The following is a 25495-nucleotide window of genomic DNA, read 5'->3' as shown; positions in this document are numbered from 1 at the left end:
CCTTTATATATAGTTTAAATTTTTTGCATTGAAAGCTTACTTGCTCATTAATTTAATCTTCACTAATTTAAATTACTCTTACTGTGTCAGGTTACCGTTTGGCCGACGGTAACCTGACACAGTAAGAGTAATTTAAATTAGTGAAGATTAAATTAATGAGCAAGTAAGCTTTCAATGCAAAAAATTTAAACTATATATAAAGGGAGCGCTAGTTAAATTAAAAGGAAGTTGCAATGGAAAAACATGGCATTAATAACTATAAACAGGGTGAATTTGAACATTCAAAAACAACAGAAGATGACTCCTCGCAGTGCGTAAGCCTGTTATACACTTACGAACAGGAGGATGAAACACCGAGTTATATCCTTGGCTATAATTGATCAAATGCCGCTCCAGATATTAACTAATGGGGCGGTATTAAAACAGCTGTTTATTTTAGTTTTTCACTTCAACACTTCCGCTGCAGCATACTCATGCCACCATAACGGTAAGGCGTGCCTTTCCACTCACTATGCTAGACACCAGCAACTTTCTTTATAGCTCCCAGTTAGCAGAACCTCTACTCGGTTAGTCAGCTAGCCGTGCCCGATCCCTCCCCCACTAAGGCAACAAAAACAGAGATAAAAAATAGATCTAAACAAGGCTAAACTGCAAAAATGAGCTTACTTCATTGACCATTCGCACCAAAAGAGAAGCGCTCATAGTCCTAGTTTTTATCAAAATAGATGCTTCTGGCATGGCTTTTTGTGACTTATGGGTTAACACTAAAACATTACCGTTGGTATTAAATCTGAAAATATAGATCAGCACTCTAAACAGCCCTAGAATAGAGGAATATTTAAAGTTCGATATTCTCTTTAAGTGACTCCATTTCTAGCCCGTAGTGCCTTTGGCTCATTTCAGATTTGAGGTCTAATAGTGACACTGTAGAGCTAAGCATAGCCCCATAAGACAATGTTTCGCACTTACTAGCCCAGTCCAATGACCACATGGCATCACACAGAGCGTTAAACGTCGGCTTAACGTCACCATCATAGCCAAATTGCCTTAGATACTTATTCTGTCCGACCACTACTGAACCTTTCTGTATACCCCTCATTAATAATATGCGCTTTATTATTGATGCTTTACCTGATAACAACTCCCCGTCATTAACGGCTTTTTTCCATAACCTCTGCGTATGCTCTTTAATCTCTAGAAATATCACCTTAATATTCCCAATAAACTCAGGGCTAGCCATATTTAATATGTGGGGGTTCACTCCCAGGAAGTTGACGCAGAGATTATCTTTCTCTGCCGCCCAACACTTAACTGGGTCATACATAAGTGTGTATATAATTTTCTCTTGGTTGGTTAATTTATTGGATGCTTCAATCATGTTTATTTTGCACAGAATATCGTTTACGTGCTGTATAAATAGGGCAACGATAATATCTTCTTTGCAGTGGAAATGGTTGTATAAAGTCTTTGTTGAACAGCCGGATCGACTTGCTATTACTGACATCTTAAAAGAACACAATCCTTGCTCTTTTATAACATCCTCAGAAACACTAAGAATGTTATTTATGGCCTTGGGCGGGTTTAGTAGGTAATTATTCATGGTCGATTCCATACTGCTTACTCTTACACCATAGTGGCACTTCATTAGTAATATTTCGCCCTGTTTGGGTGGGGAAAACTCAATATGTGACAAACGTTAAAAATATTGTAGCTATTGTTGTCGCAATAGCAATTCGCTGTATTTTTGTGAGTTAGTGCCCATTAGTGGTAAATATTGTGTTTCCAACAAGGGGGAAATTAGTCACGGAACGAAAAGTGTCACCTCATTAATATAATCATCAGAAACTAACCAACCTGATAATTATCGAGAAAAGATGAAAGCATCACTGACTACACTAGCCGTTGCACTATTAATGACATTCACTACGTCTGCTGCTGAAGTTATCGAGATTGCCACACCAGCGCTAGACAATACTGTGCAAAAAGTTTACTCGGTTTACTGCCCATTCTGCTACAAGTACGAGAAAGCCGTAACGCCAAACCTAATCAAAAACCTGCCATCTGGCACAAGGTTTCAGGCTATCTGCTTAGAAAACAAAGGGGCTCTTGGTGTTGAGGCCTGCGAAGTATTGGCCGCTGCAGATACCCTAAGCCACAAGAAGTACAAGAAAGCCAAGATGGCTATGTACTCCGCTGTGCATGACCAAAAGCTCAAGGAAGTAAAAGGTTCTAAAGCCGTTAAAGGCTCTCTTGCTGCTATCGGCCTCAAGGCTGCAGGCATGTCTCAAACTGAATTCAAGAAAGCACTCCACACAGAAAAAGCTCAAGACAAGCTAGCCTATGACCGCACCATTGCGCTAACCATTGCTAAAGAAAAGGGCATCCCCGCTCTTGTCGTGAACGGCAACAAGATGATTGATACCAGCACGATCACATCATTATCTAACTTAGATGAAACCATTAAGAATAACCTTTAGGACTCGCCATGATTAATCAATTTAAGAAGTGGTTTGCTGACTTAAAGGCTAGCCCAATGCCAACATTAGAGGCGACTCAGGAAGGCCGCGCTGTTTGGGCTGTCATGGCTGGTGTATGTGTTTTCTTGCTTGGCTCCGCAATGGGGTATTTTCAGTGGTTCTTGGAGATGGACCCTTGTGAAAACTGTGTTTATATCCGCTTCAGTCAATTCTGCATATTGATTGCCGGTGTAATGATGCTCATAAACCCAAAGAACAACGTGATTAAGGTCGTTGGCTTAGCGTTGGCTTGGTACGGGATTATCTACGGCATGGATAAGGCAATCATCTTGTCAGGCCAACACGTAGCATCACATGCTGCAGAGTCGGGTTTAGATTTGTTCCAGTCTGGTCAAGGCGCTAACGCTTGCTCATTAGAGCCTACGTTCCCTCTAGGCTTACCGCTTCATGAGTGGCTACCATTCGAGTTTTCTCCATCGGGTATTTGTGGTGAAGATGATTGGTCGCTATTCGGCCTGAACATGGCTCAATACTGCATCATTAGCTACTGCGTATTTATCGCCTGCGCTTTACCGCTAACCGTTGCTTTTATCACTAAAACGTTAAAAAACTCTAAAAAGTAGGAATTATGATGAAGAAAACTATCTTAGCAGCCGCGCTAGCTGCAACGACATTAACCCTAGCCCTTCCGGCGACAGCAGGTAAGTTCAACGCCATTAAGCCACCACCGGCACAAGGTCAGTTAGGTACCGTTATTGTTAACCCATACGGGCTATCCCCACAAACTGCCGTCATCGACTTAGGTGGCTATGAAATAGATTATGCAGAGGTAATCGTCCATGGAAAGGGGCAAAATGGCGTAGATATAGAGTATGACGCCCATCGCGAAACAATCTTAAACCATAACGGTGTTCCGGTGTTTGGCCTTTACGCTGACTATGACAACCAAGTAACCCTTAAATACGAGAAAGACGGCAAGAAAATTGAAGAGACTTACTCTATCTGGACTCTACCACAGCAAGGCGGCGCGGTAGTTAACGGCGTTAAAGCTAACTTCCCTGAAGTGACGGTAAACAAGGTTGATCCAGACTTCAAAGATCGCCTTTATCTAATGAATTACTTACTACCGGTACCAGGTTCTTACGACATCACTTGGAAAGGTGGTATGGGTGCAATGGAGTGGGATCGTTGGTCATTCGTTTACGTGCTAGATACTGAGGGTGAAACTCGTTGGGCGCTTGATACTAAGATGCTCCACAATGTAAAAGACATCGATAAGCGCGGCATCATGATGGGCTTCCACCAAACTGAAAACGGCGACCTAGTATTCGGCCAAGGCCAGAAAATCTATCGCATGGATATGTTTGGCAAGATGATCTTTGAGTGGAATCTCCCCCGAGGATACCAAGATTTCTCTCACGACATGCAAGCTATGCCTAATGGCAACTACCTAGTACGTGCGGCTAAGACTGACTACTTACGTAAAGATGGCAAACGCGTTCATACAGTACGTGACCATATCTTAGAAATGGATCAGAGCGGCAAGCTAGTTGAAGTTTGGGATTTAAACAAAATCTTAGACAACATGCGTGATGACCTGCTTAAAGCGCTTAACGCTGGCGCAGTTTGCTTGAACATCGATGAAGATAAGATGGGTAAGCTAGCTAAGATTGAGCCAGACGCTCCATATGCCGATATTCCTGGTGTTGGCGCCGGTCGCAACTGGGCACACGTAAACTCTGTTGAGTATGACCCTGCAGATGATTCCATCATTCTATCGCTACGCCATCAAGGTAACTTCAAGATTGGCCGCGATAAGGAAGTGAAGTGGATCCTCTCTCCTAGCATTGGTTGGTCAGATAAGTTTGCTGACAAACTACTTCAGCCTATCGATTCGGATGGTGATGAGATTGAGTGTACAGATAAAGGTTTCTGTGCTGATAGTGATTTTGACTTCACTTACACCCAACACACAACTTGGTTGACTAACAAGAAGTATGACGACGGTGGCCTAGGTATCGTTTCGTTTGACAACGGCGATGGCCGTCACATGGAGCAGCCAGCACTACCAACAATGAAATATTCTCGCGCTGTTGAGTACGTCATTAACGAAGATGATATGACAGTCGAGCAAAAGTGGGAATACGGCAAAGACCGTGGCTTTGACTGGTACTCTGTTGTTACATCAAACGTGAGCTATGAGAAAGACAAGAACTCTATGTTTACGTTCTCCGCTAACACCCATTTAGGTACTAAAGGTCGCCGTTCTGGTGGCACCTTGAACGAAATTAGATATGGCACTCAAGATGTAGCTGTTGACATAGACTTCTTATATTTGATGCCTCGTAACGCAGCTTACCGTGCGTTGGTTATCAACCCTGATAAAACCGTTAAGTAACTAAGTAATGCTGTAGGGGCTGAAAAGCCCCTTTTTATAAGGTGAAATGATGAACAAAATACTAAAAATAGCAATTCCGACTGTATTAGCCTGTGCATGTAGCTTCGGTGCTGCGGCAAAGGATTTTACGACGATAACTGCAGGGTATATCTTCCACACAGAAGACTCGCTTGATGACAATAAAAACCAGTTTGACCGCTCATTACTAACGGTGGCTAACGTTCGTGCCGGGACGTGGGGCAGAGTTATCACGGTTGGTATCGTTGAAAACCTTGAGCAATCGGCTTCAGCCCCCAAAGCTACCGCTCTGGGTGAAGCATGGACTACATTTAAGTTTGCTGGGGTAGCCCATATTAAAACCGGTTTCGCCCCTGGTCTTAACTACATGGTTGATGAATTCTTCTGGGCCAACACTAACGGCTACGAAAGCAACATGAAGCTAGGCCTGTCTTATGACCTAAATCTAGGCGGCATTAAAACGAATGTTGGTGCCGGTGCAAACTATGTCAGTATCGATAACGCTGGCGCAGACTTTACAGGATTCTCTGGTTACGCGCTTAACGTATCTATGCAATACCCATTCACGGACAACATTAGCGTTAAAGCGAGATATTTCGGTGTGTTTGACCGAGATTCAGATCATGCGAAAGGGTATACAGACAAGATAACCGGTGATCAAGATAGCTCAGGCTATTTGGCTGACATTACGCTCAAGTACAAGCTAACCAAGTCGTTTGCCGCTTGCTTAACCCTTCGTCAAGCTGATAGCTGGTACGGATATAAGACTTCTGCGGCTAACATGGCGTTAGTGACAGCCTCTTATACATTCTAAGTTCGACCGCCCCTCAGTGCTGTAGCTTCCCTGCAAGTGGGCAGCGCTGATTGGGCCCCAAAGGCAGAGGAAACATGGATGCCCCTAATTAGCACGTTTTGTAAAACTTTATCAGTTCTCAAAACTACTCCACAGCTCAAAACCTAATACTGCACAGCCTCATGATAATGGCACTCGCAAAGATAGCTATTTAACGTCGCGATCATCACTCGTTATAACATCAATAAAAAAGCAAAATAATCATTGCTATACCGTGTGACATTAGAATACTGGTTATAAATGCTGCGGGTATTAGCTTTATGGTAGAAGAACTATTCCTGCCCAGTAACGCCATTAAATTTAAAGTGATAGAACACAAAGCGCTTAAGCAAGCAATATTGAGAATAATAAAAATTGCTGATAATTGTTCTCCTGCTGTCATTGTTAGAAAACAATCCGACTCAGCAAGCTTTATCATTGATAAATCACGGCTACTTACCGTTTTTAATAGCCAGAATTCAGCCAAAAAAATACTCGTTTGTTCAAAGAATCCGATAAGCTGAAACCAACTAACCAAAAAATATTCTAGGGATTTAAAAATGGCATAAAGCGTGTCTTTAAAAAAATAACCAATAATTTCAAAAATAGCAATCAATGCTGCGCGATTAAAAACTATTTTATAACCGCCAATAAAATACATCTTTAGCCTTTCTTTAAAGCTTTTGCTATCAATGTGCCAACTTATAGGTAACGCTTTAGGGTCTGCTCCTAATATACATGGTAGTAACAGCGCTGCGATAATTGGGAGAGCAATAGAAACTAGTAATAAGTGCATGAAAGGATAACCTAAAGCACAAAAAATGAAGCAGGTTAAGCCTCCTGACGAGCAAAAACCTATCGTTAAAATGCAAAACCTTTGCCTACAGGAGCACTGACTCAATACAGGTTTAAGGATCAGATGAATATTTGAAGCTCCCATCACTGTTGATAACAAGCCAGTAAAAAGTGTTGTTTGATACTTATCTCTTATAGGCAGATTACTGTTAGGCGTTATTTTTGTGAGACCATGATGAATAATAGCGATAAAAAGCACTAAGATCATAAGTAAAGGGCTGACATAGGCAAGAAACTTAATGGTTACACTAAAAAACTTTGTTAACTCAGAGGTACCACCGATTAGCTCTTGCCATAATGAAAATGAGAAAAGAAATACAACAATTGAAAACTCAATATATCTCCTATAAATATGAATTACTTTTTTTATCGTGCTGCCATTCTATTTTTATAAGTGATCTTGATATCCTACTTGTCCAAGTCTATTTTTTCTGTGATCAAAATACATTTAATAACAAGCTAAATGTATCAATGTGCGACTATGAACCGCAGCTAACAATCCTGTCATGCGCTGAAGAACAAGAAGATGAAACACCGAGTTATATCCTTGGCTACAATTGATCAAATGCCGCTCCAAATATAAACTAGTGGAGCGGTATTAAAACAGCTGTTTATTTCACTTCAACACTTCCGCTGCAGCATACTCCATATAGATTAAACCACCATTAATAATTATTGTGATAACCAAGCTATTAAGCAGCTATTTATGTATTTACAGTAAATATATATTCAATAAAAAATAACACCGTCTCAGTTTAAATCACTCTCAACCATAAATGCGCTTGGTGCTTAGAAAGTTCAAGGAACCAATGGCGATTAGAATAGTAATGGTGAGATAGGGGAAAACATAAACTTCAAAAGACCATAACCGACTATAAAAAATAGCCACCAACAAGCGTCTTCTTGTTAGTGGCTACATACTTGGGCGCTACTGCTTGCTATCTAGCAGTAGCGTTTGACTTATTACGCTCCAAGGAACCCACTTAAAATTCTGGTTCTGGTCCGGCATACGATTACGGCCATCTTGCACCACCATCATCCCTTGCGACCAAACTCCACTACCTACCGAGCTTGAGGTGACATCCAGTCCGTCGGTCTCAGCACTACCGTCATGGCCTAATCTGGCATTAACCCCAATTCTAAAACGATCGATATAGGCATAAGGCGCAGTGCTGTCATACAGCAAATAGCTGTCATTTCCTTGGCTAGATACCACCAAATAACCAGTCTCGCTGTCAGCTTGATACAGTGATATCCCCTCGATATCGGCCACCAGCGGACCACCCGCTTTAATGATCATCTTGCCACTTAATTCCGCTGACTTATCATCGAGATTGAATACCCATATCCCGGTATTTTCTTCACCTAAGAATAGCTGCTTATTGGCATCATCGGCGACACACCCCTCTGGCTGGCTGGGTACACTAAACTGCCGAACCTCTGTCGCCTTAAGGTGATTGTCTTGCCATTTCAGTTCAATTTGACTCACGAGTCCCGACTTTTCATTAGCAAAAACATACAACTCATCTGCACTGGGTTGATACATGCAAAGGCCGTAGATATCGGTCAAGCTGGTCGTTTGCTCGGGTAACTGGGTTAAGGAGCCGTGAGCATCAATAGTAAAGATACTTAGGCTATTACGGTCGCGATTACTGGCGACGGCAATGTCACGATATTCACCGCCGAGTAATACCTGCTGCCTAATATCAACATTGTTTACCCGTCCGGCACCGATGGCTTGCAGCTGTTCACCTTGCATCGAAAAGCTCAATAAACCCCAGCGCTTATTGGTGCCGAGTACACGGCTTTTTTCCGGCGTGGTGGGATGGACCCATATCGCGGGATCATCCATGGTATCGCCAGATCTATCGGAAATATCACTCTCGACTGCGGTGGGGATCTCTTTTATCAGCGCTGCAGAGTTAGCCACCGTGATCTTTTTTGGCTGCCATTGGGCTTGATAGAATTGATCGTCATCATCCGAATAAGCCCAAAGCTGTGTATCTGCCACATACAGGCTTTCCAGTGCTTGGTTTTCTTTGAACGGCGCGGCCACTTTATCTCCCTCGGCATCAAAAATTTGGCCTCTTTCATCCATCATAATGATCTGATCTGCTTTAATGGCTAATCCGGATAACGCATTATCGGGCATAGAGACCACCAGCTCAGATCCTGCTGCCATATGGGGTGCAGCAGGGTAACGCCATAAACCTTGATGATTATCGAGTACATATAACTGCTCGTTATCATCGACGGCGCATTTTAAGGCACCCATTGATACCGACAGACTGCGTACCAATTGGGGCTGCCACACTCCATTCGACGCCAGTAACCACTGTTCACTATGACCTGCATCATCGCCTATCCAGCCATAAAGATTGTTATCTGCGCGCCGTGGTTGCAGGCAGAGCCACTCCACTTGAAATGCACGTTTAGGCAACAGTGACAAACGTTGGGTATTGTTCAAGTTCAACTTAATCCCCTGTACTTGGTCAACTTGAGTGTCGTAAGTCAATGCGGTATCGCCATGCACCGCTAAATACTCAAATTGACCAGGGACGATAACGTTTAATTGCTGTTTATCTGCCAATACTAGCCCTAACCGTTCACTGGCAAACAGCGCTCGCTGATCCCATATTGCCATTTCGCTCGCCGCTACAGGTCCTTGCAAAATCGTTCTGCGGTGCTGCGCATCAGGATTGTCTTGTGCCGCTAGCGGACCACTAAAAAGCGTCACTATGGTCAAGGCTATTATATTTTTGCTATTAATCATCTGAGCCCCTGAGCTTAATAGTTGATGAACTGAATACCGAGTTGGAATGTACGGCCATACTCTTCGTATTGGGCGTTATAGCGGCTCTGTCCGGTATAGGCGTAGTAAGGTTCATCGGAGATGTTTATCGCTTTGAAATAGACGCTGATATCTTCGGTTATAAAGCTTTTAGCGACAAAATCCCATTGAGTATGTGCCTCTTGGTAAATATCAAAGGCGGCATCATCTAGCTCGGTCACTTCAAGTAAATATTCTGACTTATAGGCTGCAGAAAGACGGAAGCTAACATAGGGGTTTTCATAGCCAAAAGAGGCATTGGCGGTAAGCTCTGACTGACTAGGCAGTGGAATGTCACGCCCTTGAAAACCATCATCTTGCCAACTGATATGCGCAGTTGAATCACTTAACGTTAGGTTACTGGTAAAGATGAGCCCACGCCAACCCTCAGGCATAAAACCAAACTCCTGCACATAGGCTAACTCAAGCCCTAAAATGTCAGCATCATCACCGTTGACATAGGTCTCGGCTTTATCAAAGTCTTGGTATTTACCATAGCCACCCAAATCGGCTTCATAAATGAAGTTGGTAATATCTTTGTAGAATCCGCTGGCAGAGATGACACCAAGGCCGCCCATATAGTGCTCGATGCTGACATCCCAATTCATTGCCTCTAACGCTTCTAAATCTGGATTACCAAAGCTTGCTTCCAACTCATCATCGTCTTGCTCAATTAAAAACCCTGGCGCCAATTGACCAAATGTGGGGCGTACTATGGTGTTTGTCCATGATGCACGCACCACGGTTTTATCACTCCACTTATAATTTAGGTGCAAGCCCGGAAGCCAGTGTTGATAGTCGCGGTCGGTATTATTGTCAAAGAAATCATTTTTACTTTCATCAAAGCCAGAACCTTGTGACTGCATTGCAGTGTGCTCAAAACGCACCCCCGCCAGCAGGCGCAAGCTATCAATATCAATGTGCCCCATGAAATAAGCCGCGGTAATATCTTCATCGATATCAAAATCATTGATCCGCGATTCAATCTCATCTTTGGCTGCTGTGCTGTCCATGCGATTGACCAAATCCCAAACCGGTGCAGCGGCAATAGAGGGGCCAAATCGACCTAGGTTGTAATCTGGTTCTGCGGCAGAAAATCGGCTTAATGATAGTTGCTCATCGCTGATACCCTGCTCGTCAAAGTCCTTGAAGATCCAAATGTCTTCGCGGTTCTCCTTGGCGCGTGCACTGTACTTAGCCCCAAATTTGAACTCGACAGGTTTTTCAGCCAGCAGCCATGTTTTACTTAAATCAAACTTGGTTGCGGTCATGGTATCGACGGTATTGGACTCTGCTATTTCGACTTTGTCTAATTGGTACTCATCTGCACTGTAAAACGCTGCTGAAGCTGAGATTTTTGGCACTGTTGCATCCTGATAAGCAACATCATCGAATGCGCCTTCAAAATCAGCGCCACCGATATAGCGCGGCTTATCCGCTTTGGCGCGGCTCCAACTGGTTTGGTAGTTAAGCGTCCATGTGTCGAACCGTGACTCACCGCCAAATACGATTGAGATTATCGACTGATCTTCCTGACGTGATTTTAACGAACGAGTGGCTTCAGCAGCGCTTGGAGCGTCAGGTAAGGCAGCGTCGTCCCATTTGATTTCGTTGGCATTACGGGTTTCGGTATCGACAAAGCTGCTATAGAGCGTTCGAATAAACAGGTCATTGTCATCATTGGCTCTAAAATCAACATTAGCGCCAAGTCCAACGCGTTCACGATTAATTTGGTAGTCACGCTGCTCAACTTCTTCTAGCACTGCTGGCTCATCAAAGCTCCATTTGCCACCAGTTTCGACATTGTCAGAGCCAAAATCGCGGTTATACCAACTCGCCGCAATGGCAACGCCAATATTGTCTTGAAAAATATCGCTATAGCTGCCTGCTAGTTTAGGGTTAACACTCTCCGTCATCTCATCATAACTGCCCTCAGCGCTAACATTGAAGTAGCTATCATCACGGTCAAACGCAGATAAGCTTTTAACGTCAATGGCACCACCGAGTGAATCGGCATCCATGTCAGGCGTTAGGGTTTTGGTGACTTCAACCGACTGCAATAGATCGGCAGGCACCACGTCGAGTGCTACCGCGCGGCGATCGCTGTCGGGTGACGGTAGCCGCGTGCCATTCATCGATACCGCGTTATAATCTGGCGCCATTCCACGGATGCGCACAAAGCGGCCTTCGCCCTGATCGCGCTCGATAGACACTCCCGGCACGCGTTGCAGCGCCTCGCTAATATTGGTATCGGGAAAGTTACCCAGTGCATCGGCGCTCAACACACTGACCAGGTTATCTGCTGCGCGCTGACGGTTTAACGACTTACTCAGTGAGCCTCGCTGGCCGACAACCTGAATATGCTCAAGGCCCTGACCTTTCAGCTCGATTTGCTTATTGATCAGGCTGACTTCACCGACTTGGATCTGCGACCGGTAAGTGGTTCCGCCCAAATACTGCACCACTAAAGTGTATTGTCCCTTGGGTACCTCTTGGAAAAAGAAGCGACCATCACGACTCGACTCCTGCTGCAGGTTGAGTTCTTCAATACTGATAAGCGCTCCCTCTAATGGCATTTTTGTCGCTGCATCTGTAATCGCACCTTCGACTTTGCCAGCCCATGAGGTAGATGGAAAAGCTAAACTTGCGGCAAACAGTGCAAGGTAGAGCGGTGAAAGCGAACCAAACTGCTTCATGTTGATGGATCCTATTTTAATTTGCGTTATATGGCTGAATTGCAGGCAAAGCTAAAATAGATAGATGACAGTAACGTGACGCCGATATCTGAACAGGGCGAAAATGGCGGTATTTTCAACTACTTTAACGACAATTGAGCCATTTTGACTGCTAATAACAGCCGCTAACCTCAAGTCATAAACGAGCAAAAAAACCAACACCACACAGACTAACGCTTTGTATTTGCATGAAATAAACTAAAACAAACACATCTACAGTGACCAACGATTAATGGCAATATCAAAAAAGTTACCCCCATGCTGAACATCCATTGAGCCAATTTGACTACTTAAAGGATCATAAAATCGTCACAAAATAGCAGTACGTTAGACGCAATACCCACCTCATGAACAGACACAGCATGCATAAATTTGTTACCTCAAAATTTACCCTAGGCATCACCTTGCTTAGCGGCTTATTGCTCAGCCTCTGCCTGCTACAGGCCGATACCAAAGTTAGCGCTAGTATCGATTGGCTTGATGTCGCCACAGAGGGGGCTTTATTGCTGCTTGGATTAAGTTGGCTTGCATTAGTGTTGCAAGCTCGGCCTGGTGGCAAAGTCACGCAACTGCTGATCTTCGGTTTACTGGGTTATAGCTTGGGCTGCTATATGGATCTGCTCGATGAATTTTTTGTAAACCATAGTCTCCCCTCTTGGTTCGCCTTTCTGGAAAAGTTGCCCACGCCTATCGGCTTGCTTACGCTTACTTGCGGCTTATGGTTGTGGCGCGAAGAGCAGATCACCATCAATGAACAGCTGCGCACTCGAGAGCAGTTTTTCCGCCAGCACAAACTCGTTGATAGGGTGACAAAGATTTATGATGCCCGGGCGATGCGTCAGCAAATAGCACTCAATCGCAATCACCCATTAAGCTTGATCATGATTGATATCGACAATTTTTCCGAGATAAATCAGCGTGACGGCTTCAACCAAGGGGATAAGTTACTCACCAATATTGCGCAGATGCTAACTTGCCAACTTCGCTCCCAAGATCTTGTCTGCCGTTTTGCGGGCGACCGCTTCATTATTTTACTGCCTAACTGTTCAGCACCATTCTCGCAAGCGATGGCAGCTGAACTGCAGCGTGCAATCGCGCATTTGGGTTGCCAAGCCAGCAGTGCTTATATCCATTACGATCCACATGCAGAACAGCGCCCAGTAGATGTCGATAGCTTGATCAGTCAAATTAACAAAGAGATGGAGCGCGTCAAACAAGCAAGACCTTGGCCCCAGGCCGTTTAGATGCAATCCATTGCCTATGCCCAAGACAAATGTATTAATAGCCAACTGCTTGCCGCCAGTATTGTGGCGATGTTTGAGCATAGACAGCTCGATGTAGAGCGCTTATTGAAAGGAACCGGGATTTTCAAGCAGGATTTGCAGCGCGCAGACCACAAGATTAGCCCATTGCAACTCATGAGCTTAATCGACAATGCATTGGGGCTATGGCCCGGAGATGATTTAGCATTTTTACTCGGCCAGCAGTGGTTACCAGTACAAAGTGGTGCACTCACCAATGGCCTTTTTTGCTGCAACAGCCTTGAGCAAATACAGCGCTTTTGGCAGCGATATCACTGGTCGAGCCAACCTTGGTTACAAGGCTGGCATTGGCGAACTAAAAGCGTGCAACACCTATTACTACAGCTAGATATAGGCGCCCAGCGCCAGCAGCAGTTTTTTACTGAACTGACACTATCAAGCTTAGTTTCAACCTATAAGAAGCTGACCCATAGAGCGTGGCGAGGCCATTTTTCCTTGCCTTATGCCGAACCTAAGTTATTGGATCAATACTACAAGTACTTAGGCCAAGACTTGTCATTTAACCAGCCTATCTGCGTCATTAGCTATGATGCTAAAACAGAGCAGCAATCGTTCGAACTGGCCAATCCACAGGGGTTAAAGCTCGCGCGGCAACAGGTACACCAACAAAGACAAGCAGCCGAGTATCAAATAGGGCTTCCGGCAGCGATCCGTTTATTGCTCACTCGGCGTAAAACACGCAGCTACACACTGCCGCAAGTCGCACAGCACTTAAGCCTAAGTCCTGCAACGTTAAAACGCCGACTCAAAGCTTTCGACATCAGCTTTCAGCAGCTGCAAGATCAGGCCAATATGCAGCAAGCCATCTTTCTTCTAGCGGTCTCTGGCGAGAGTAATTTAGCCGTCGCCAAGCAATTACACTTTGCCGACAGTAATAATTTCAGGCGCTCTTTTAAACGCTGGACCGGACAACTACCCAGCCAATTTAAGTACTGGTTGAGTCAAGTGGGGTAGCTTTGGTTTGATAAGTGCTCGATAAAGTGGGCTTGAGAGACATCTGTCTCTGTACAAACTCTATGGTTCGAGGCTTCGACCGCCTACTAGGTAATATCCAATAGCGGTCTGATCTTGAAAAACACTCTAGACGCGAACTTTTAATTAATTATCTAACGTCAATGTAGACGGGTCATCAGTTTCAATATAAAGCGCTTTAAATTTTTTATTGCCGTGCTCGTCTTCTACAATATTTTTAAAGCTATAGTTTTTAGCAAATTTAGATAGCTCATCAACATCTTCATCGCTACCGTCAAAATCAAACGAGACTGTACAAATTTTACCCGCACATGAATAACGCTCTGCATAGATGTTAATACCCCGCAGATTCAACAGTTTTTCAGCCAAAGTACTTTCGCGCAGAGCTGCATTTTCTGATTGCTCTATTGCGCTTACGCGGCTGACGAACTCATCGAAATCACCTACATTAAATGTTTCTATAATTGCAGCGCTAGAAACGGTTCCATTTTCCTGTACGTATGTGGATGTAAGCTCATCTGCACTTGAAAAGCTACCTTTTGTCAAATACTCGAACTGGGAGAAAAACAGATCCTCAGCTTCTGTTTCAACATCGAGTGTAACATCGGCAGTTTTGCTGCTTGATGCGGTCAATATTTCAACCTCTTTGGCGGCAATAATAGCGTCAGTTGATGGCGCTAGCATCGCAGAGCTATTCACAGGCTGTTTTTCAACTAAACGAGCACCAATTGCTGCTTCATCAGGTATTTGGGCTTGATATAAATAAGCGAAACCAGCAGAACCCAATAAACCTACGGCTATAATTTTTTTAATCATGACTGTTTCATTCCTTAAAACGATAAAAGCAGGAGAATCACTTTCCTGCATAAACGGACTCTAACCAAGAGTACATGAAAGTCTACATCCACCACTACACTTTATAGTGGTTCTCCCACCCGCATGTGTGACAGTCATGCTCCTTTATTCACAAGAACAGGTAATCCCCCATAAACCACTGACGAGCCAAAGCAGTAGACCAATATCCTTAAGCAAGGAGGCGATGAACAAATGGCATATAGAGTTAAAAAGAAAGCTTCCAGAAGTGCATTCAGACTTCTTAGAGTCATTAGGCTGCACCACTGAAGAGATAACGAGGATTAAAGAGTGGTAAACTGGTTAAACGGCTTGCCCAGCAGCCACTCCTGAGCTCCAAGCCCATTGAAAATTAAACCCGCCGAGCCAACCGCTGACATCCATAACCTCACCAATAAAGTATAGACCGGGGACGCTTTTGGCTTCCATCGACTTTGATGACAGTGCGTCAGTGTCTACGCCGCCTAATGTCACCTCTGCAGTGCGATAGCCTTCGGTGCCATTCATCACTATGCTCCAAGCTTCTAAATCAACAGCAAGCTGCTCTCGCTCTGCATGGACTAACTGGTTAAGGGCTTTATTGAGCAAAGCTTCATCAAATAATGCTTCAACTAAACGCTTTGGTAGCCACAATGCCAGCGCATTACGCAGACTTTGCTTAGGGCTGTTATTTAGCAGCTGCTCAATCTCCGCTCTGGCATCTTTATCTGGTAGCAGATTAATACTAATCGCCTCGCCCGGGTTCCAATAGTTAGAGATCTGTAAAATAGCAGGGCCAGATAGGCCGCGATGGGTAAAGAGTAATGCTTCGCTAAATTGAGTACCGTTTTTGGCAGTAATAGTACTGGGTACCGCAATGCCTGATAATGGCTCAAAACGTTGTTTCTGCTCGCTATGCCATGTAAAGGGCACTAAGCCGGCATGGGTCGGCAACACTTTTAGGCCAAACTGCTCAGCGACATGGTATCCATAAGGTGATGCACCTAGTTTGGGCATCGACAAGCCGCCGGTGGCGATAACGAGAGACTGACAAGTGTACTGTGCTTTATCAGTATGTACTTCGAACTGACCATCAGCATTTTTACTCACTTGGCGAATTTCAGTTCGCAGCTTAACGGCAGCGCCCGCCCACTCACATTCAGTGAGTAGCATGCTAACGATCTCTTTCGCAGAGTCATTACAGAAGAGCTGGCCATGATCCCGTTCATGATATTCAATGCCGTGGCGCTCTACCAACTCTATAAAGTCGCTTGAGCGGTAGCGTGCCAGTGCTGATTTTACAAAATGGCTGTTACTGCATAGGAAGTTAGCAGGTTCTACTTTCTGATTGGTGAAGTTACAACGACCACCACCGCTAATAAGAATTTTCTTACCCGCTTGTTTGGCATTATCGAGTACGAGCACATCGCGGCCACGGTAGCCCGCGGTCGCAGCGCACATAAGCCCAGCAGCCCCAGCTCCGATAATAATGACGTCGATATGTTCCACTCAATAACTCCTACACAATCTTACTTATACTTATAAACAGTGCACCAGTACTTTTCGCTGGGCACAAAAAAGGGCGCTATTTTAGCACCCTTTTTATACATGGATGTATTTATCCCATCTTCGCCATGGATGGCATGAAGTGGGGCTTATACATGGATGTATTTATCCCATCTTCGCCATGGATGGCATGAAGTGGGGCTTATACATGGATGTATTTATCCCACTCTCATCATTCTCGCCATGGATAAGATTAAGTGAAATATATACTCGGATGTATTTATCCCACTCTCATCATTCTCGCCATGGATGGCATGAAGTGAAGTGAAATATATACACGGAAGTACTTATCTTACTCCCAGCATTCTCGCCATTAATGGCGACGAAGCAAAAGCTATTTTGCTGATGTCTCAGACTTTCTCTCACGACCTAACAGCTCTTTAGCTGCATCATGAGGTGCTTTGCCTTGATACAATACTTGGTAAACCTGCTCAGTGATCGGCATTTCAACGCCTAAACGTTTTGCTAGCGTGTAAACCTCTTTAGTATTGCGGTAACCTTCAACAACTTGGCCAATCTCCACTTGCGCAGCTTCAACATCACAGCCTTTGCCAAGCGCTAAACCGAAACGACGGTTACGAGATTGATTGTCGGTACAAGTCAGCACTAAATCGCCTAAACCTGCCATCCCCATAAAGGTCGATGCTTGCGCACCCATAGCTTCACCAAGACGTGTTAATTCAACTAAACCACGAGTGATTAATGCAGTACGTGCATTTGCACCAAAACCGATACCATCAGATAGACCTGCTCCGATAGCGATAACATTCTTAACCGCACCACCTAATTGGAGGCCGATAAAGTCATCATTAGCGTAAACGCGTAATCGCTTAGGGCTATGTAACAATTCAATTAAATCATTAGTAAACTGTGGATCGGTACCAGCGATGGATATTGCTGTAGGCATACCAGCAGCAAGCTCTTTAGCAAAAGTCGGACCCGATAAAACAGCGAGTGGGAGATCTTCACCGAGGATTTCACGCGCCACATCTTGTATCAATCGACCCGTTTCAGGCTCAAGACCCTTGGTCGCCCACACAATACGTGCATCTTTACGCAAGAGTGGCTTAGCTTGCGCTACCACCATCCCAAAGACATGACTAGGTACAACAACCAATACATTGTTGGAAGCAGCAAGTGCTGTGGCTAAATCAGATTCTGGAATAAGAAGATCGGGAAGCGGAATACCGGGTAAGAACTCTTGATTGCACTTGTCGTTCTTGAGGTTTTCGATGTGCTCGGGTTCATGCCCCCAAAGCAGGGTTCTGTGGCCATTACTCGCTAGAGAAATGGCAAGGGCGGTGCCATAAGAGCCCGCCCCCAGTACCGTAATATCGGCAGTATTTTCCATGCGATTAAGCGTTAGCTTCTTCTGCAGGCGCATCAGCGGCAGCAGCTTGACGCTGTTGAACGTACTGAGCGAATAGCGCGTCGAAGTTAACTGGAGCAAGGTTTAGTTGTGGGAAAGTACCACGGCTAACTAGGCTACCAATTGCTTCACGAGCATATGGGAAAAGAACGTTCGGGCAATATGCACCTAAAGAGTGAGCAAGTTGCTGTTCAGTCAGACCAGTGATAGCGAAGATACCAGCTTGTTGAACTTCACAAAGAAACGCAGTTTCTTCGCCATTCTTAGCTGTCACAGTTAGAGAAAGCACAACTTCATATACGTCATCAGACAATTTGTTGCTGCGAGTATCAAGGTCTAGCTTAACTTCTGGAGTCCACTCTTTCTGGAAAACAGCTGGGCTGTTTGGTGTTTCAAAAGAGATATCTTTTGTGTAAACACGTTGGATGTTGAATTGTGGTGCTTGTTCTTCAGTGTTAGCTACTTCAGCCATAATTTCCTACCTTAAAAATGTTAATGAGGCTACTTCAAAAGAGCCAGTCTCAGGGTTTTTGCCTTCATGGGTAACAACCCAATTAGCTGTCCCAGTATTTGATTTATTTAGTCAACAGACGCTTTTTTGGAGGGGTATCCCTCAATTCACTGCCGGTAACCATTAATGCTAAGCCGTGACACTCTAATCAATTACTTAACAATAATGCAATGGCTACACCGACACTTCTATCTTTTGCTCTTTGAAACAGGCAAGTTACTTGACTGCCATTCACCCATACCACCTTTCAAATTATTCACGTTTTCAAAACCATGCTTAACCATAAGTTGGGCCGCTTGAGACGAAGTCATGCCAGCGTTGCATACCATTATAATGGGACTGCCTTTTGAGTTTTCAAGGGCACCAAGCTGATTATTTTTTATATCTGCGAGGAGAAGATTCACGGCACCAACAATATGGCCCTTTTTAAATTCCTCTTTACCGCGTACATCAACAACTTTGGCTTCTTGCTTGTTCATCAGCAAAGTCGCTTCTTGATGATTGACGTTTTTGACTTTTGATACGCTAGACTTAAACACCATAACGATAAGACCGACGAACAAACCAACCCAAGCCAGACTTAACATTGGGTTAGCTTTAAAAAATTCCATATATTCTTGCATGCTTTACTGCCTACTTTTAATTGGCCCAAATATAATGAGGCCACAGAGTATACCATTGCGCTGGCAGAATACAGAATGTTAGTCACGTAACGCACACGACAACAGGCTTTGAAACGCACACATTAGCAAATCGATAACCTCAATCTAGGTAAATTTCTTTATGCCAAGGACCAATTGGTAGTAATATTTAACCAATTCAAATTTTAATCTTATTTTTTCAAACTTAAAGGTACTACCATGACGACTCGCAAACGCCCGCTGGCATTGCTGATCCTCGATGGATGGGGTCACCGTGAAAACACGCAAAAAAATGCTGTTTTTCATGCAAATACTCCTGTTCTCGACAAGCTAAATGCCCAATATCCACATAGTCTAATTTCAGGATCAGGCATTGATGTTGGCCTACCGGATGGCCAAATGGGCAACTCTGAAGTTGGCCACATCAATATTGGTTCTGGCCGTATTGTGTATCAAGAGTTAACTCGCATCGGTAAAGCTATCGATGATGGTGAGTTCGATACCAACCCAGCACTCACCGCAGCAGTTGATGGCGCAGTCAAAGCCAATGGCGCAGTTCATATTATGGGACTGCTCTCTCCTGGCGGTGTTCATAGCCACCAAGATCATATCGAAGCCATGTGTCGCTTAGCGGTTAAACGCGGTGCAACTAAGGTTTATCTACATGCCTTTTTGGATGGTCGAGATACTCCACCGCGCAGCGCTAAAACTGGTTTAGCCCATTTCGAAGAGATGTTCAACACCCTGGGTACTGGCCAAGTGGCTTCCATAATTGGTCGCTATTACGCAATGGACAGAGATAACCGCTGGGATCGCGTTTCCCAAGCTTATGAGCTGATCACTGAAGGCAAGGGCTTGCATCAAGCAGCTAATGCTGTCGCAGGCCTTGAAGCCGCTTACACTCGTAATGAAAATGACGAATTTGTTGCTAGTACCGCAATACCCGATGCTGCAGGTAACATTGCCAAGCTAGAAAATAATGACGCGCTAATTTTCATGAACTTTCGTGCCGACCGTGCCCGCCAAATCACTCGTAGCTTTGTCGATGCAGACTTTGATGGTTTTGAACGTGCCGTGACGCCTAAAGCGCACTTTGTCATGTTAACTGAGTATGCCGCTAACATTGATGCTGCCATCGCTTATCCGTCAACAAATCTGGTCAACACCCTAGGCGAAACCCTACAAGATCAGAACATGACACAGCTGCGCATTTCGGAAACCGAAAAGTACGCTCACGTTACGTTCTTCTTTAATGGTGGTAAAGAGGAGCCTTTCGAAGGCGAAGATCGCATCTTAATCCAATCACCCAAAATCGCTACTTATGATCTGCAGCCAGAGATGAGTTCAACAGAGCTCACTGATAAGCTTGTTGCAGCAATAGAATCAACCGATTACGACGTGATTATTTGTAATTACCCTAATGGCGATATGGTTGGCCACACGGGTAACTTTGCTGCAGCAGTCAAAGCCTGTGAAGCTGTCGATGCTTGTTTAGCTCGAGTAGTAGAAGCATTAGCCAAGGTTGGCGGAGAATGTTTAATCACAGCCGATCATGGTAATGCTGAACAAATGACAGATGAAACGACTGGGCAAGCACATACCGCGCACACTAGTGAGCTCGTACCACTGATCTATGTTGGCCGTGATGCAGATATAGAAAAAGGTGGTCGTTTGAGTGATTTAGCGCCGACTATGTTAACCTTGATGGGACGAGAAGTGCCTGAAGAGATGACAGGCCGAGCGATAATTAAACTCAAAGAGTAATATGAACATTCGACTTTTTATCAAAGCCAGCATTATTGCTGGCTTTATATCACTTCCTATATCGGTAAATGCGACTGATCTCGAGCGGCGTCAATCTGAACTCAAGTCGATTCAGACACAGATTAACCAGCAGCAATCTGCGGTTAAAAACACCCATAAACAGAGAGAACGTTTAATCTCTTTGCTAAAGAAAGATGAGCAAGCCATCGCTGTGGCTGCAAAAAAAGTCAACAACACCAAACAAGACTTAACGCAAATAGACAAAACGTTAGCTAAACTCAGCGGCAAATATATCCAGTTAGATAAACTGAAAACTATCCAACAAAAAACCTTATCTAATCAACTTGCTAGTGCCTACCTGTCCGGCAATCACGACTACAGTAAAATGCTACTCAATCAACAATCTCCAGCCAGCATCGAACGCTTACTTGCCTACTACCAATATTTAAACAATGCCCGTATCGCGTCGATAAAACAGTTACAAACGACCATTGTCGAACTTGATGAAATAAGGCTAAAGCAGCAAGAAAACCAAAATAGACTCAATAAATTAGCTCTTGAACAACAACAGCAAGCTAAACGCTTAAACCAAGAACAGTCTCAACGCCAGCAAACCTTAACTCAATTGCAAAGAACACTCAGTAACAGTGGTGCAAAACTGGAGCAACTACAAATAGAGGAAGCCAGTTTAAAACGTGTGGTCGAGCAAGCTTTATTGGCAATGAAAAATAATCCGGCGTTCGAAGGATTATCCAGCAATCGCAAATTAAAGTGGCCCACCAAGGGCCGAATCAAATCAGGTTTTGGCAGCAAACGTTCAGGCCAAGTGAAATGGAAAGGCGTGACCATTTCCGCCGCAGAAGGACAAAATATCGAAGCGATTGCTGGCGGACAAGTGATCTATGCAGACTGGTTGCGTGGCTTTGGCATGGTATTAGTCGTCGATCACGGCAAAGGATTCATGAGCCTATATGGACATGCACAAACCCTGCTAAAAGCTGCGGGAGACTCCGTTAATAAGGGGGAATACATAGCATTAGTCGGTCGCTCAGGTGGACAGACAGAGTCTGGCCTATACTTTGAGGTAAGACATAAAGGGCAAGCTGTCGATCCAGCTCGATATTGTAAGCGGTAGACACAAAATCCCTTTCTTATACAAGGGGTTTATATGTCAGGAGTTATCCGTAATCTTAGTTATGCCACCGCGGGTTTAGTATTAGGTCTGTCACTTACCTTATTTGGCCAAGAGCATACACAGCAATATAAAACACGCGTCAATTATCCCGTATTGCTCGATGTCATCGATACAATTGAAACCTATTACGTAAAAAAATTCACCGAAGAGGAGCTCATTGAAGCAGCTATTGAGGGGATTTTTGCCAAACTCGATCCCTACTCCAGCTTTCTAGATAAACAGGCTTTTACCAATATCCAAGAGAGTAACGACGGTGAATATTTTGGCTTTGGTGTAGAGATAGCGACGGACAATGACCAAATTACCATAGTAACCCCTTTTCCCCAATCGCCTGCAGCGTTAGCCGGTATTATGCCCGGTGATAGGATTGTAAAGCTTAATCAGCAATTGGTTACCACTGATAAACTAGAAGCCCTACTCGATGAAATTAGACAGCATAGCTACGACAAGAAAGCGATAAACTTAGAGCTAATTAGGGCAAACTCCGAAACAATATATAGCGTCACCATCAGCCCTAGCCTTATCACCATTAACTCTGTCGAAGCACAGTTACTAGATAACCAAATAGGTTATATAAGACTGTCGAGCTTTCAAGAAAACTCGACTCAAGATCTGGTTAAGCAGCTCGCATTATGGCAAACAAACCCTTTAAATGGCCTCATTCTTGATCTTAGAAATAACCCAGGTGGACTGCTGGATCAAGCAATTAAAATCGCAGATATTTTTTTAGACCGAGGAAGAATTGTTGCAACTGAGGGGCGCTTCTTTGACGCAAATTCTGATTACTATGCCTCACCTCAAACCATGGTAAAAAGTGTACCAATGTTGGTTTTAATCAACAAGGGATCAGCATCTGCATCGGAGGTACTTGCTGCTGCTTTACAAGAAAATGGCAGAGCTAAACTTATCGGTCAAACAAGTTTTGGCAAAGGCACAGTTCAAAGCCTGATCCCCACACTTACAGAAGGCAATGCCATTAAGCTCACTATTGCCAAATACACCACCCCGAATGGTAAGGACATTCACGCCAAAGGGATTGTCCCCGATATTAAAGTGGCACTAGAGACTGTAACAAGTGATCAAAATATGCCTATAATCAATGCAAACTCACTCACGGGTGATATTGCTGAAGATAAACTGGTTAACTCAGCAATTGCCTGGATTAAAACAGAAAAATAACCTATACAGTGCGCTATTTATTATTTTGCTTTTTATTATTTAGTTCGAATGTTTTTGCCGCAAGGATTGCCATCATTATTGACGATATTGGATATCGTCAATCAGATAAGGCTGTGCTGGCATTGCCCTCAAACGTCACTCTCTCGGTGTTACCACTCACGCCTTTAGGCAAAACAGTCGCCACCCAAGCATACCAGCAAGGTAGTGAGATTTTAGTACACCTACCAATGCAAGCGCTCAATGGTAAAACGATAGGGCCAGGTGCATTAACTAACATAATGTCAGAGCAAGACTTTAAACAGCAACTCAAACAGGCTATAGATAGCGTACCTTTTGCTACTGGTGCTAATAACCATATGGGAAGCTTACTAACCCAACTTAGCGAACCTATGCACTGGGTAATGGATACCCTAATTGAACGAGATATTTATTTTATAGACAGTGTAACGACTAAATACACTCAAGCTGGAGCGATAGCAGAAGAGGTTGGTGTGCCGTTATTAAAGCGGACAATATTTCTCGATAACGACAAATCAAACGCAGGATTAGAATTTCAATTTCAAAAAGCGATAACACTTGCTGAAACGCAGGGTGATGTCGTTGTTATTGCTCACCCTTATCCTGAGACACTGGTGTTTTTGAACAACAACCTTCATCGCTTAGCAGAGGCAAATATCGCCTTAGTGCCACCATCAAAGCTACTACCTTTCAGTGTGGCAACGAAAGTGGAGGCTGCAAAAAACTCTACTGTAAGATTGAGATAGACAGGTCAGGTAGTAGCGATTTAAGCTCTTTGTTGTTACTTACAATCATTTCTAACGTATAACCGTCAAGCACAGCCAAATAAGCATTCACAGCTTCTGCAAGAACACCTTTTAAATGACAAGCTGGCGTAATTAAGCAGTATGGCTTACTGCAATCTATGGGAGATAGGGAGTTTTCGAGAGCTCGTACAACTTGACCTACATTGATTTCGTTAGCAGGTATAGCCAACTTAAAACCACCATTCTTGCCTCTAACTGTTTTTAAATAGCCCAGCTTTCCAAGATGATGTACAACTTTAGAAATATGGTTAGCTGACAAGTTAAACACATCTGTAATTTCGGAGATACGAAAAAGCGTCTCACGCTCTGGATGCAAAGCCAGATACATAAGTGTTCTCAATCCAAAATCAGTATAACGAGTTAACTGCATTGCCTACCAATCCATATAATTGACTATCAAACATAAGTTTCTAGATGCTTGTTGCTTGTTCCAGCGAGCTGATAAGCCATAAAGCTTCTTCATTACTAGCGCCACAAACATCTTCAGTTGCTGCAAATTGACCACAAACAGCCGGTCGTTCTAGTTTGCCAAAAAGCATACATAAATTACCATCATTCAACTGAATGCACCTTACTCCTGCAGGCTTACCGTGAGGCATACCTGGAATTGGAGTGGTGATAGAAGGTGCAATGCAACATGCACCACAACCTAGTCGACAATTCATCTTAATACCTTAAATTAGCAATGCTCATTATACCGCGATTAAACATAATTGATTTGTATCACATCACATACTGCTCAGCAGCAAGTTAATATCTTACCCTATATCAACGGGTGTTCGCCAATGTCATGACTGCAGCCCAAAATAACCTCCATCACTCTAAGACTTTATTTCAGACAAACGAAAAAAGCCTCTACATTGCTGTAGAGGCTTTCGTCTTTGTGTTGGCGGAGTGGACGAGACTCGAACTCGCGACCCCCGGCGTGACAGGCCGGTATTCTAACCAACTGAACTACCACTCCTTTAGCAAAAAGCCGAAGCATGATGCTAAATTCTTTTAAAGTCGCTAACGTGTCAAAGGTTAGTAGACTCGCTTTACTCTCAATAAGAGATCAAAGCTAAATAGGCGCCTGGAAATGACCTACTCTCACATGGGGAAACCCCACACTACCATCGGCGATACTGTGTTTCACTTCTGAGTTCGGAATGGGATCAGGTGGGGCCACAGCTCTAT

The 25495-nt window shown here is 44.0% G+C and carries 22 protein-coding genes, 1 tRNA gene and 1 rRNA gene; 11 read left to right on the top strand and 13 right to left on the bottom strand.

Annotation, left to right across the window (positions count from 1 at the left end; all coding sequences use genetic code 11):
* The first annotated feature begins 233 nt into the window (after positions 1–233).
* Entirely contained in the window at positions 234–380 is a 147-nt protein-coding gene (locus L2755_RS19245; RefSeq protein WP_248982296.1) for a hypothetical protein, read from the top strand.
* A gap of 458 nt (positions 381–838) precedes the next feature.
* On the opposite strand, the gene L2755_RS19240 is transcribed toward L2755_RS19245, so the two are convergent.
* On the bottom strand, positions 839–1600 hold the full coding sequence (locus tag L2755_RS19240; protein ID WP_248982295.1) for a TetR/AcrR family transcriptional regulator: 762 nt from the start codon (positions 1598–1600) through the stop codon (positions 839–841).
* 274 nt (positions 1601–1874) lie between these two features.
* On the opposite strand from L2755_RS19240, the gene L2755_RS19235 reads away from it, so the two are divergent.
* The 4 genes from L2755_RS19235 to L2755_RS19220 are packed head-to-tail and all read left to right on the top strand — an operon-like array spanning position 1875 to position 5707.
* Positions 1875–2477: a thioredoxin domain-containing protein gene (locus tag L2755_RS19235; protein WP_248982294.1), complete on the top strand. Its 603-nt coding sequence runs from the start codon at positions 1875–1877 to the stop codon at positions 2475–2477.
* Positions 2478–2485: 8 nt separating this feature from the next.
* Positions 2486–3100, top strand: a complete 615-nt coding sequence (locus L2755_RS19230) for a disulfide bond formation protein B (protein WP_248982293.1) — start codon at positions 2486–2488, stop codon at positions 3098–3100.
* Between the two features lie 5 nt (positions 3101–3105).
* Positions 3106–4875: an aryl-sulfate sulfotransferase gene (locus L2755_RS19225; RefSeq protein WP_248982292.1), complete on the top strand. Its 1770-nt coding sequence runs from the start codon at positions 3106–3108 to the stop codon at positions 4873–4875.
* 49 nt (positions 4876–4924) lie between these two features.
* A complete protein-coding gene (locus tag L2755_RS19220) occupies positions 4925–5707 on the top strand; it encodes a hypothetical protein (protein WP_248982291.1) in 783 nt (260 codons plus the stop codon).
* Positions 5708–5927: 220 nt separating this feature from the next.
* Here L2755_RS19220 and L2755_RS19215 read toward each other — a convergent pair whose 3' ends face one another.
* The 3 genes from L2755_RS19215 to L2755_RS19205 all read right to left on the bottom strand — a co-directional run bounded on the left by L2755_RS19215 (position 5928) and on the right by L2755_RS19205 (position 12106).
* The gene (locus L2755_RS19215; RefSeq protein WP_248982290.1) at positions 5928–6521 is read right to left on the bottom strand and encodes a hypothetical protein; all 594 of its coding nucleotides are present in this window, start codon (positions 6519–6521) and stop codon (positions 5928–5930) included.
* Positions 6522–7508: 987 nt separating this feature from the next.
* Positions 7509–9353 carry a phytase gene (locus tag L2755_RS19210; protein WP_248982289.1) on the bottom strand — a complete coding sequence of 615 codons (1845 nt, stop codon included), beginning with the start codon at positions 9351–9353 and terminating at the stop codon, positions 7509–7511.
* A gap of 14 nt (positions 9354–9367) precedes the next feature.
* Positions 9368–12106 carry a TonB-dependent receptor gene (locus L2755_RS19205; protein ID WP_248982288.1) on the bottom strand — a complete coding sequence of 913 codons (2739 nt, stop codon included), beginning with the start codon at positions 12104–12106 and terminating at the stop codon, positions 9368–9370.
* A 401-nt stretch (positions 12107–12507) separates the two neighbouring features.
* Here L2755_RS19205 and L2755_RS19200 point away from each other — a divergent pair, with 401 nt between their 5' ends.
* Together L2755_RS19200 and L2755_RS19195 are read left to right on the top strand one after the other, a co-directional pair.
* On the top strand, positions 12508–13389 hold the full coding sequence (locus L2755_RS19200; RefSeq protein WP_248982287.1) for a GGDEF domain-containing protein: 882 nt from the start codon (positions 12508–12510) through the stop codon (positions 13387–13389).
* Positions 13390–14421 carry an AraC family transcriptional regulator gene (locus L2755_RS19195; protein WP_248982286.1) on the top strand — a complete coding sequence of 344 codons (1032 nt, stop codon included), beginning with the start codon at positions 13390–13392 and terminating at the stop codon, positions 14419–14421.
* Between the two features lie 144 nt (positions 14422–14565).
* On the opposite strand, the gene L2755_RS19190 is transcribed toward L2755_RS19195, so the two are convergent.
* The 5 genes from L2755_RS19190 to L2755_RS19170 form a co-directional block, all read right to left on the bottom strand.
* Positions 14566–15306 (bottom strand): hypothetical protein, encoded by a 741-nt coding sequence (locus L2755_RS19190; protein WP_248982285.1) that lies wholly within the window; start codon positions 15304–15306, stop codon positions 14566–14568.
* A 288-nt stretch (positions 15307–15594) separates the two neighbouring features.
* Positions 15595–16779: a BaiN/RdsA family NAD(P)/FAD-dependent oxidoreductase gene (locus L2755_RS19185; protein WP_248982284.1), complete on the bottom strand. Its 1185-nt coding sequence runs from the start codon at positions 16777–16779 to the stop codon at positions 15595–15597.
* Positions 16780–17170: 391 nt separating this feature from the next.
* Positions 17171–18187 (bottom strand): NAD(P)H-dependent glycerol-3-phosphate dehydrogenase, encoded by a 1017-nt coding sequence (gene gpsA, locus L2755_RS19180; protein WP_248982297.1) that lies wholly within the window; start codon positions 18185–18187, stop codon positions 17171–17173.
* 4 nt (positions 18188–18191) lie between these two features.
* Positions 18192–18677, bottom strand: a complete 486-nt coding sequence (secB, locus tag L2755_RS19175) for a protein-export chaperone SecB (RefSeq protein ID WP_248982283.1) — start codon at positions 18675–18677, stop codon at positions 18192–18194.
* Positions 18678–18904: 227 nt separating this feature from the next.
* Positions 18905–19339: a rhodanese-like domain-containing protein gene (locus tag L2755_RS19170; RefSeq protein ID WP_248982282.1), complete on the bottom strand. Its 435-nt coding sequence runs from the start codon at positions 19337–19339 to the stop codon at positions 18905–18907.
* A gap of 237 nt (positions 19340–19576) precedes the next feature.
* Between L2755_RS19170 and gpmM the strand changes: the two genes are divergently transcribed.
* The 4 genes from gpmM to L2755_RS19150 are packed head-to-tail and all read left to right on the top strand — an operon-like array spanning position 19577 to position 24259.
* Positions 19577–21121, top strand: coding sequence for a 2,3-bisphosphoglycerate-independent phosphoglycerate mutase (gpmM, locus tag L2755_RS19165; RefSeq protein WP_248982281.1), 1545 nt, complete (start codon positions 19577–19579; stop codon positions 21119–21121).
* 1 nt (position 21122) lies between these two features.
* The gene (locus L2755_RS19160) at positions 21123–22256 is read left to right on the top strand and encodes a murein hydrolase activator EnvC family protein (protein ID WP_248982280.1); all 1134 of its coding nucleotides are present in this window, start codon (positions 21123–21125) and stop codon (positions 22254–22256) included.
* Between the two features lie 33 nt (positions 22257–22289).
* Positions 22290–23495 (top strand): S41 family peptidase, encoded by a 1206-nt coding sequence (locus L2755_RS19155; protein WP_248982279.1) that lies wholly within the window; start codon positions 22290–22292, stop codon positions 23493–23495.
* A gap of 8 nt (positions 23496–23503) precedes the next feature.
* On the top strand, positions 23504–24259 hold the full coding sequence (locus L2755_RS19150) for a divergent polysaccharide deacetylase family protein (RefSeq protein WP_248982278.1): 756 nt from the start codon (positions 23504–23506) through the stop codon (positions 24257–24259).
* Here L2755_RS19150 and L2755_RS19145 read toward each other — a convergent pair.
* From L2755_RS19145 to rrf, 4 genes are all read right to left on the bottom strand, one after another.
* Positions 24240–24689, bottom strand: coding sequence for an Rrf2 family transcriptional regulator (locus L2755_RS19145; RefSeq protein ID WP_248982277.1), 450 nt, complete (start codon positions 24687–24689; stop codon positions 24240–24242). The two genes, L2755_RS19150 and L2755_RS19145, sit on opposite strands and share 20 nt — an antisense overlap.
* Positions 24690–24729: 40 nt before the next feature.
* Positions 24730–24984 carry a YkgJ family cysteine cluster protein gene (locus L2755_RS19140; RefSeq protein ID WP_248982276.1) on the bottom strand — a complete coding sequence of 85 codons (255 nt, stop codon included), beginning with the start codon at positions 24982–24984 and terminating at the stop codon, positions 24730–24732.
* A gap of 222 nt (positions 24985–25206) precedes the next feature.
* Positions 25207–25283: transfer RNA gene (locus L2755_RS19135), tRNA-Asp, on the bottom strand.
* 106 nt (positions 25284–25389) lie between these two features.
* Positions 25390–25495, bottom strand: a 5S ribosomal RNA gene (gene rrf, locus L2755_RS19130); the annotation flags it as partial.

Source organism: Shewanella abyssi (assembly GCF_023284025.1).
GTDB classification, from domain to species: Bacteria; Pseudomonadota; Gammaproteobacteria; order Enterobacterales; family Shewanellaceae; genus Shewanella; species Shewanella abyssi.
The sequence above is the reverse complement of the archived record's forward strand: the minus strand, read 5'-3'. Positions and strand labels throughout refer to the sequence as shown.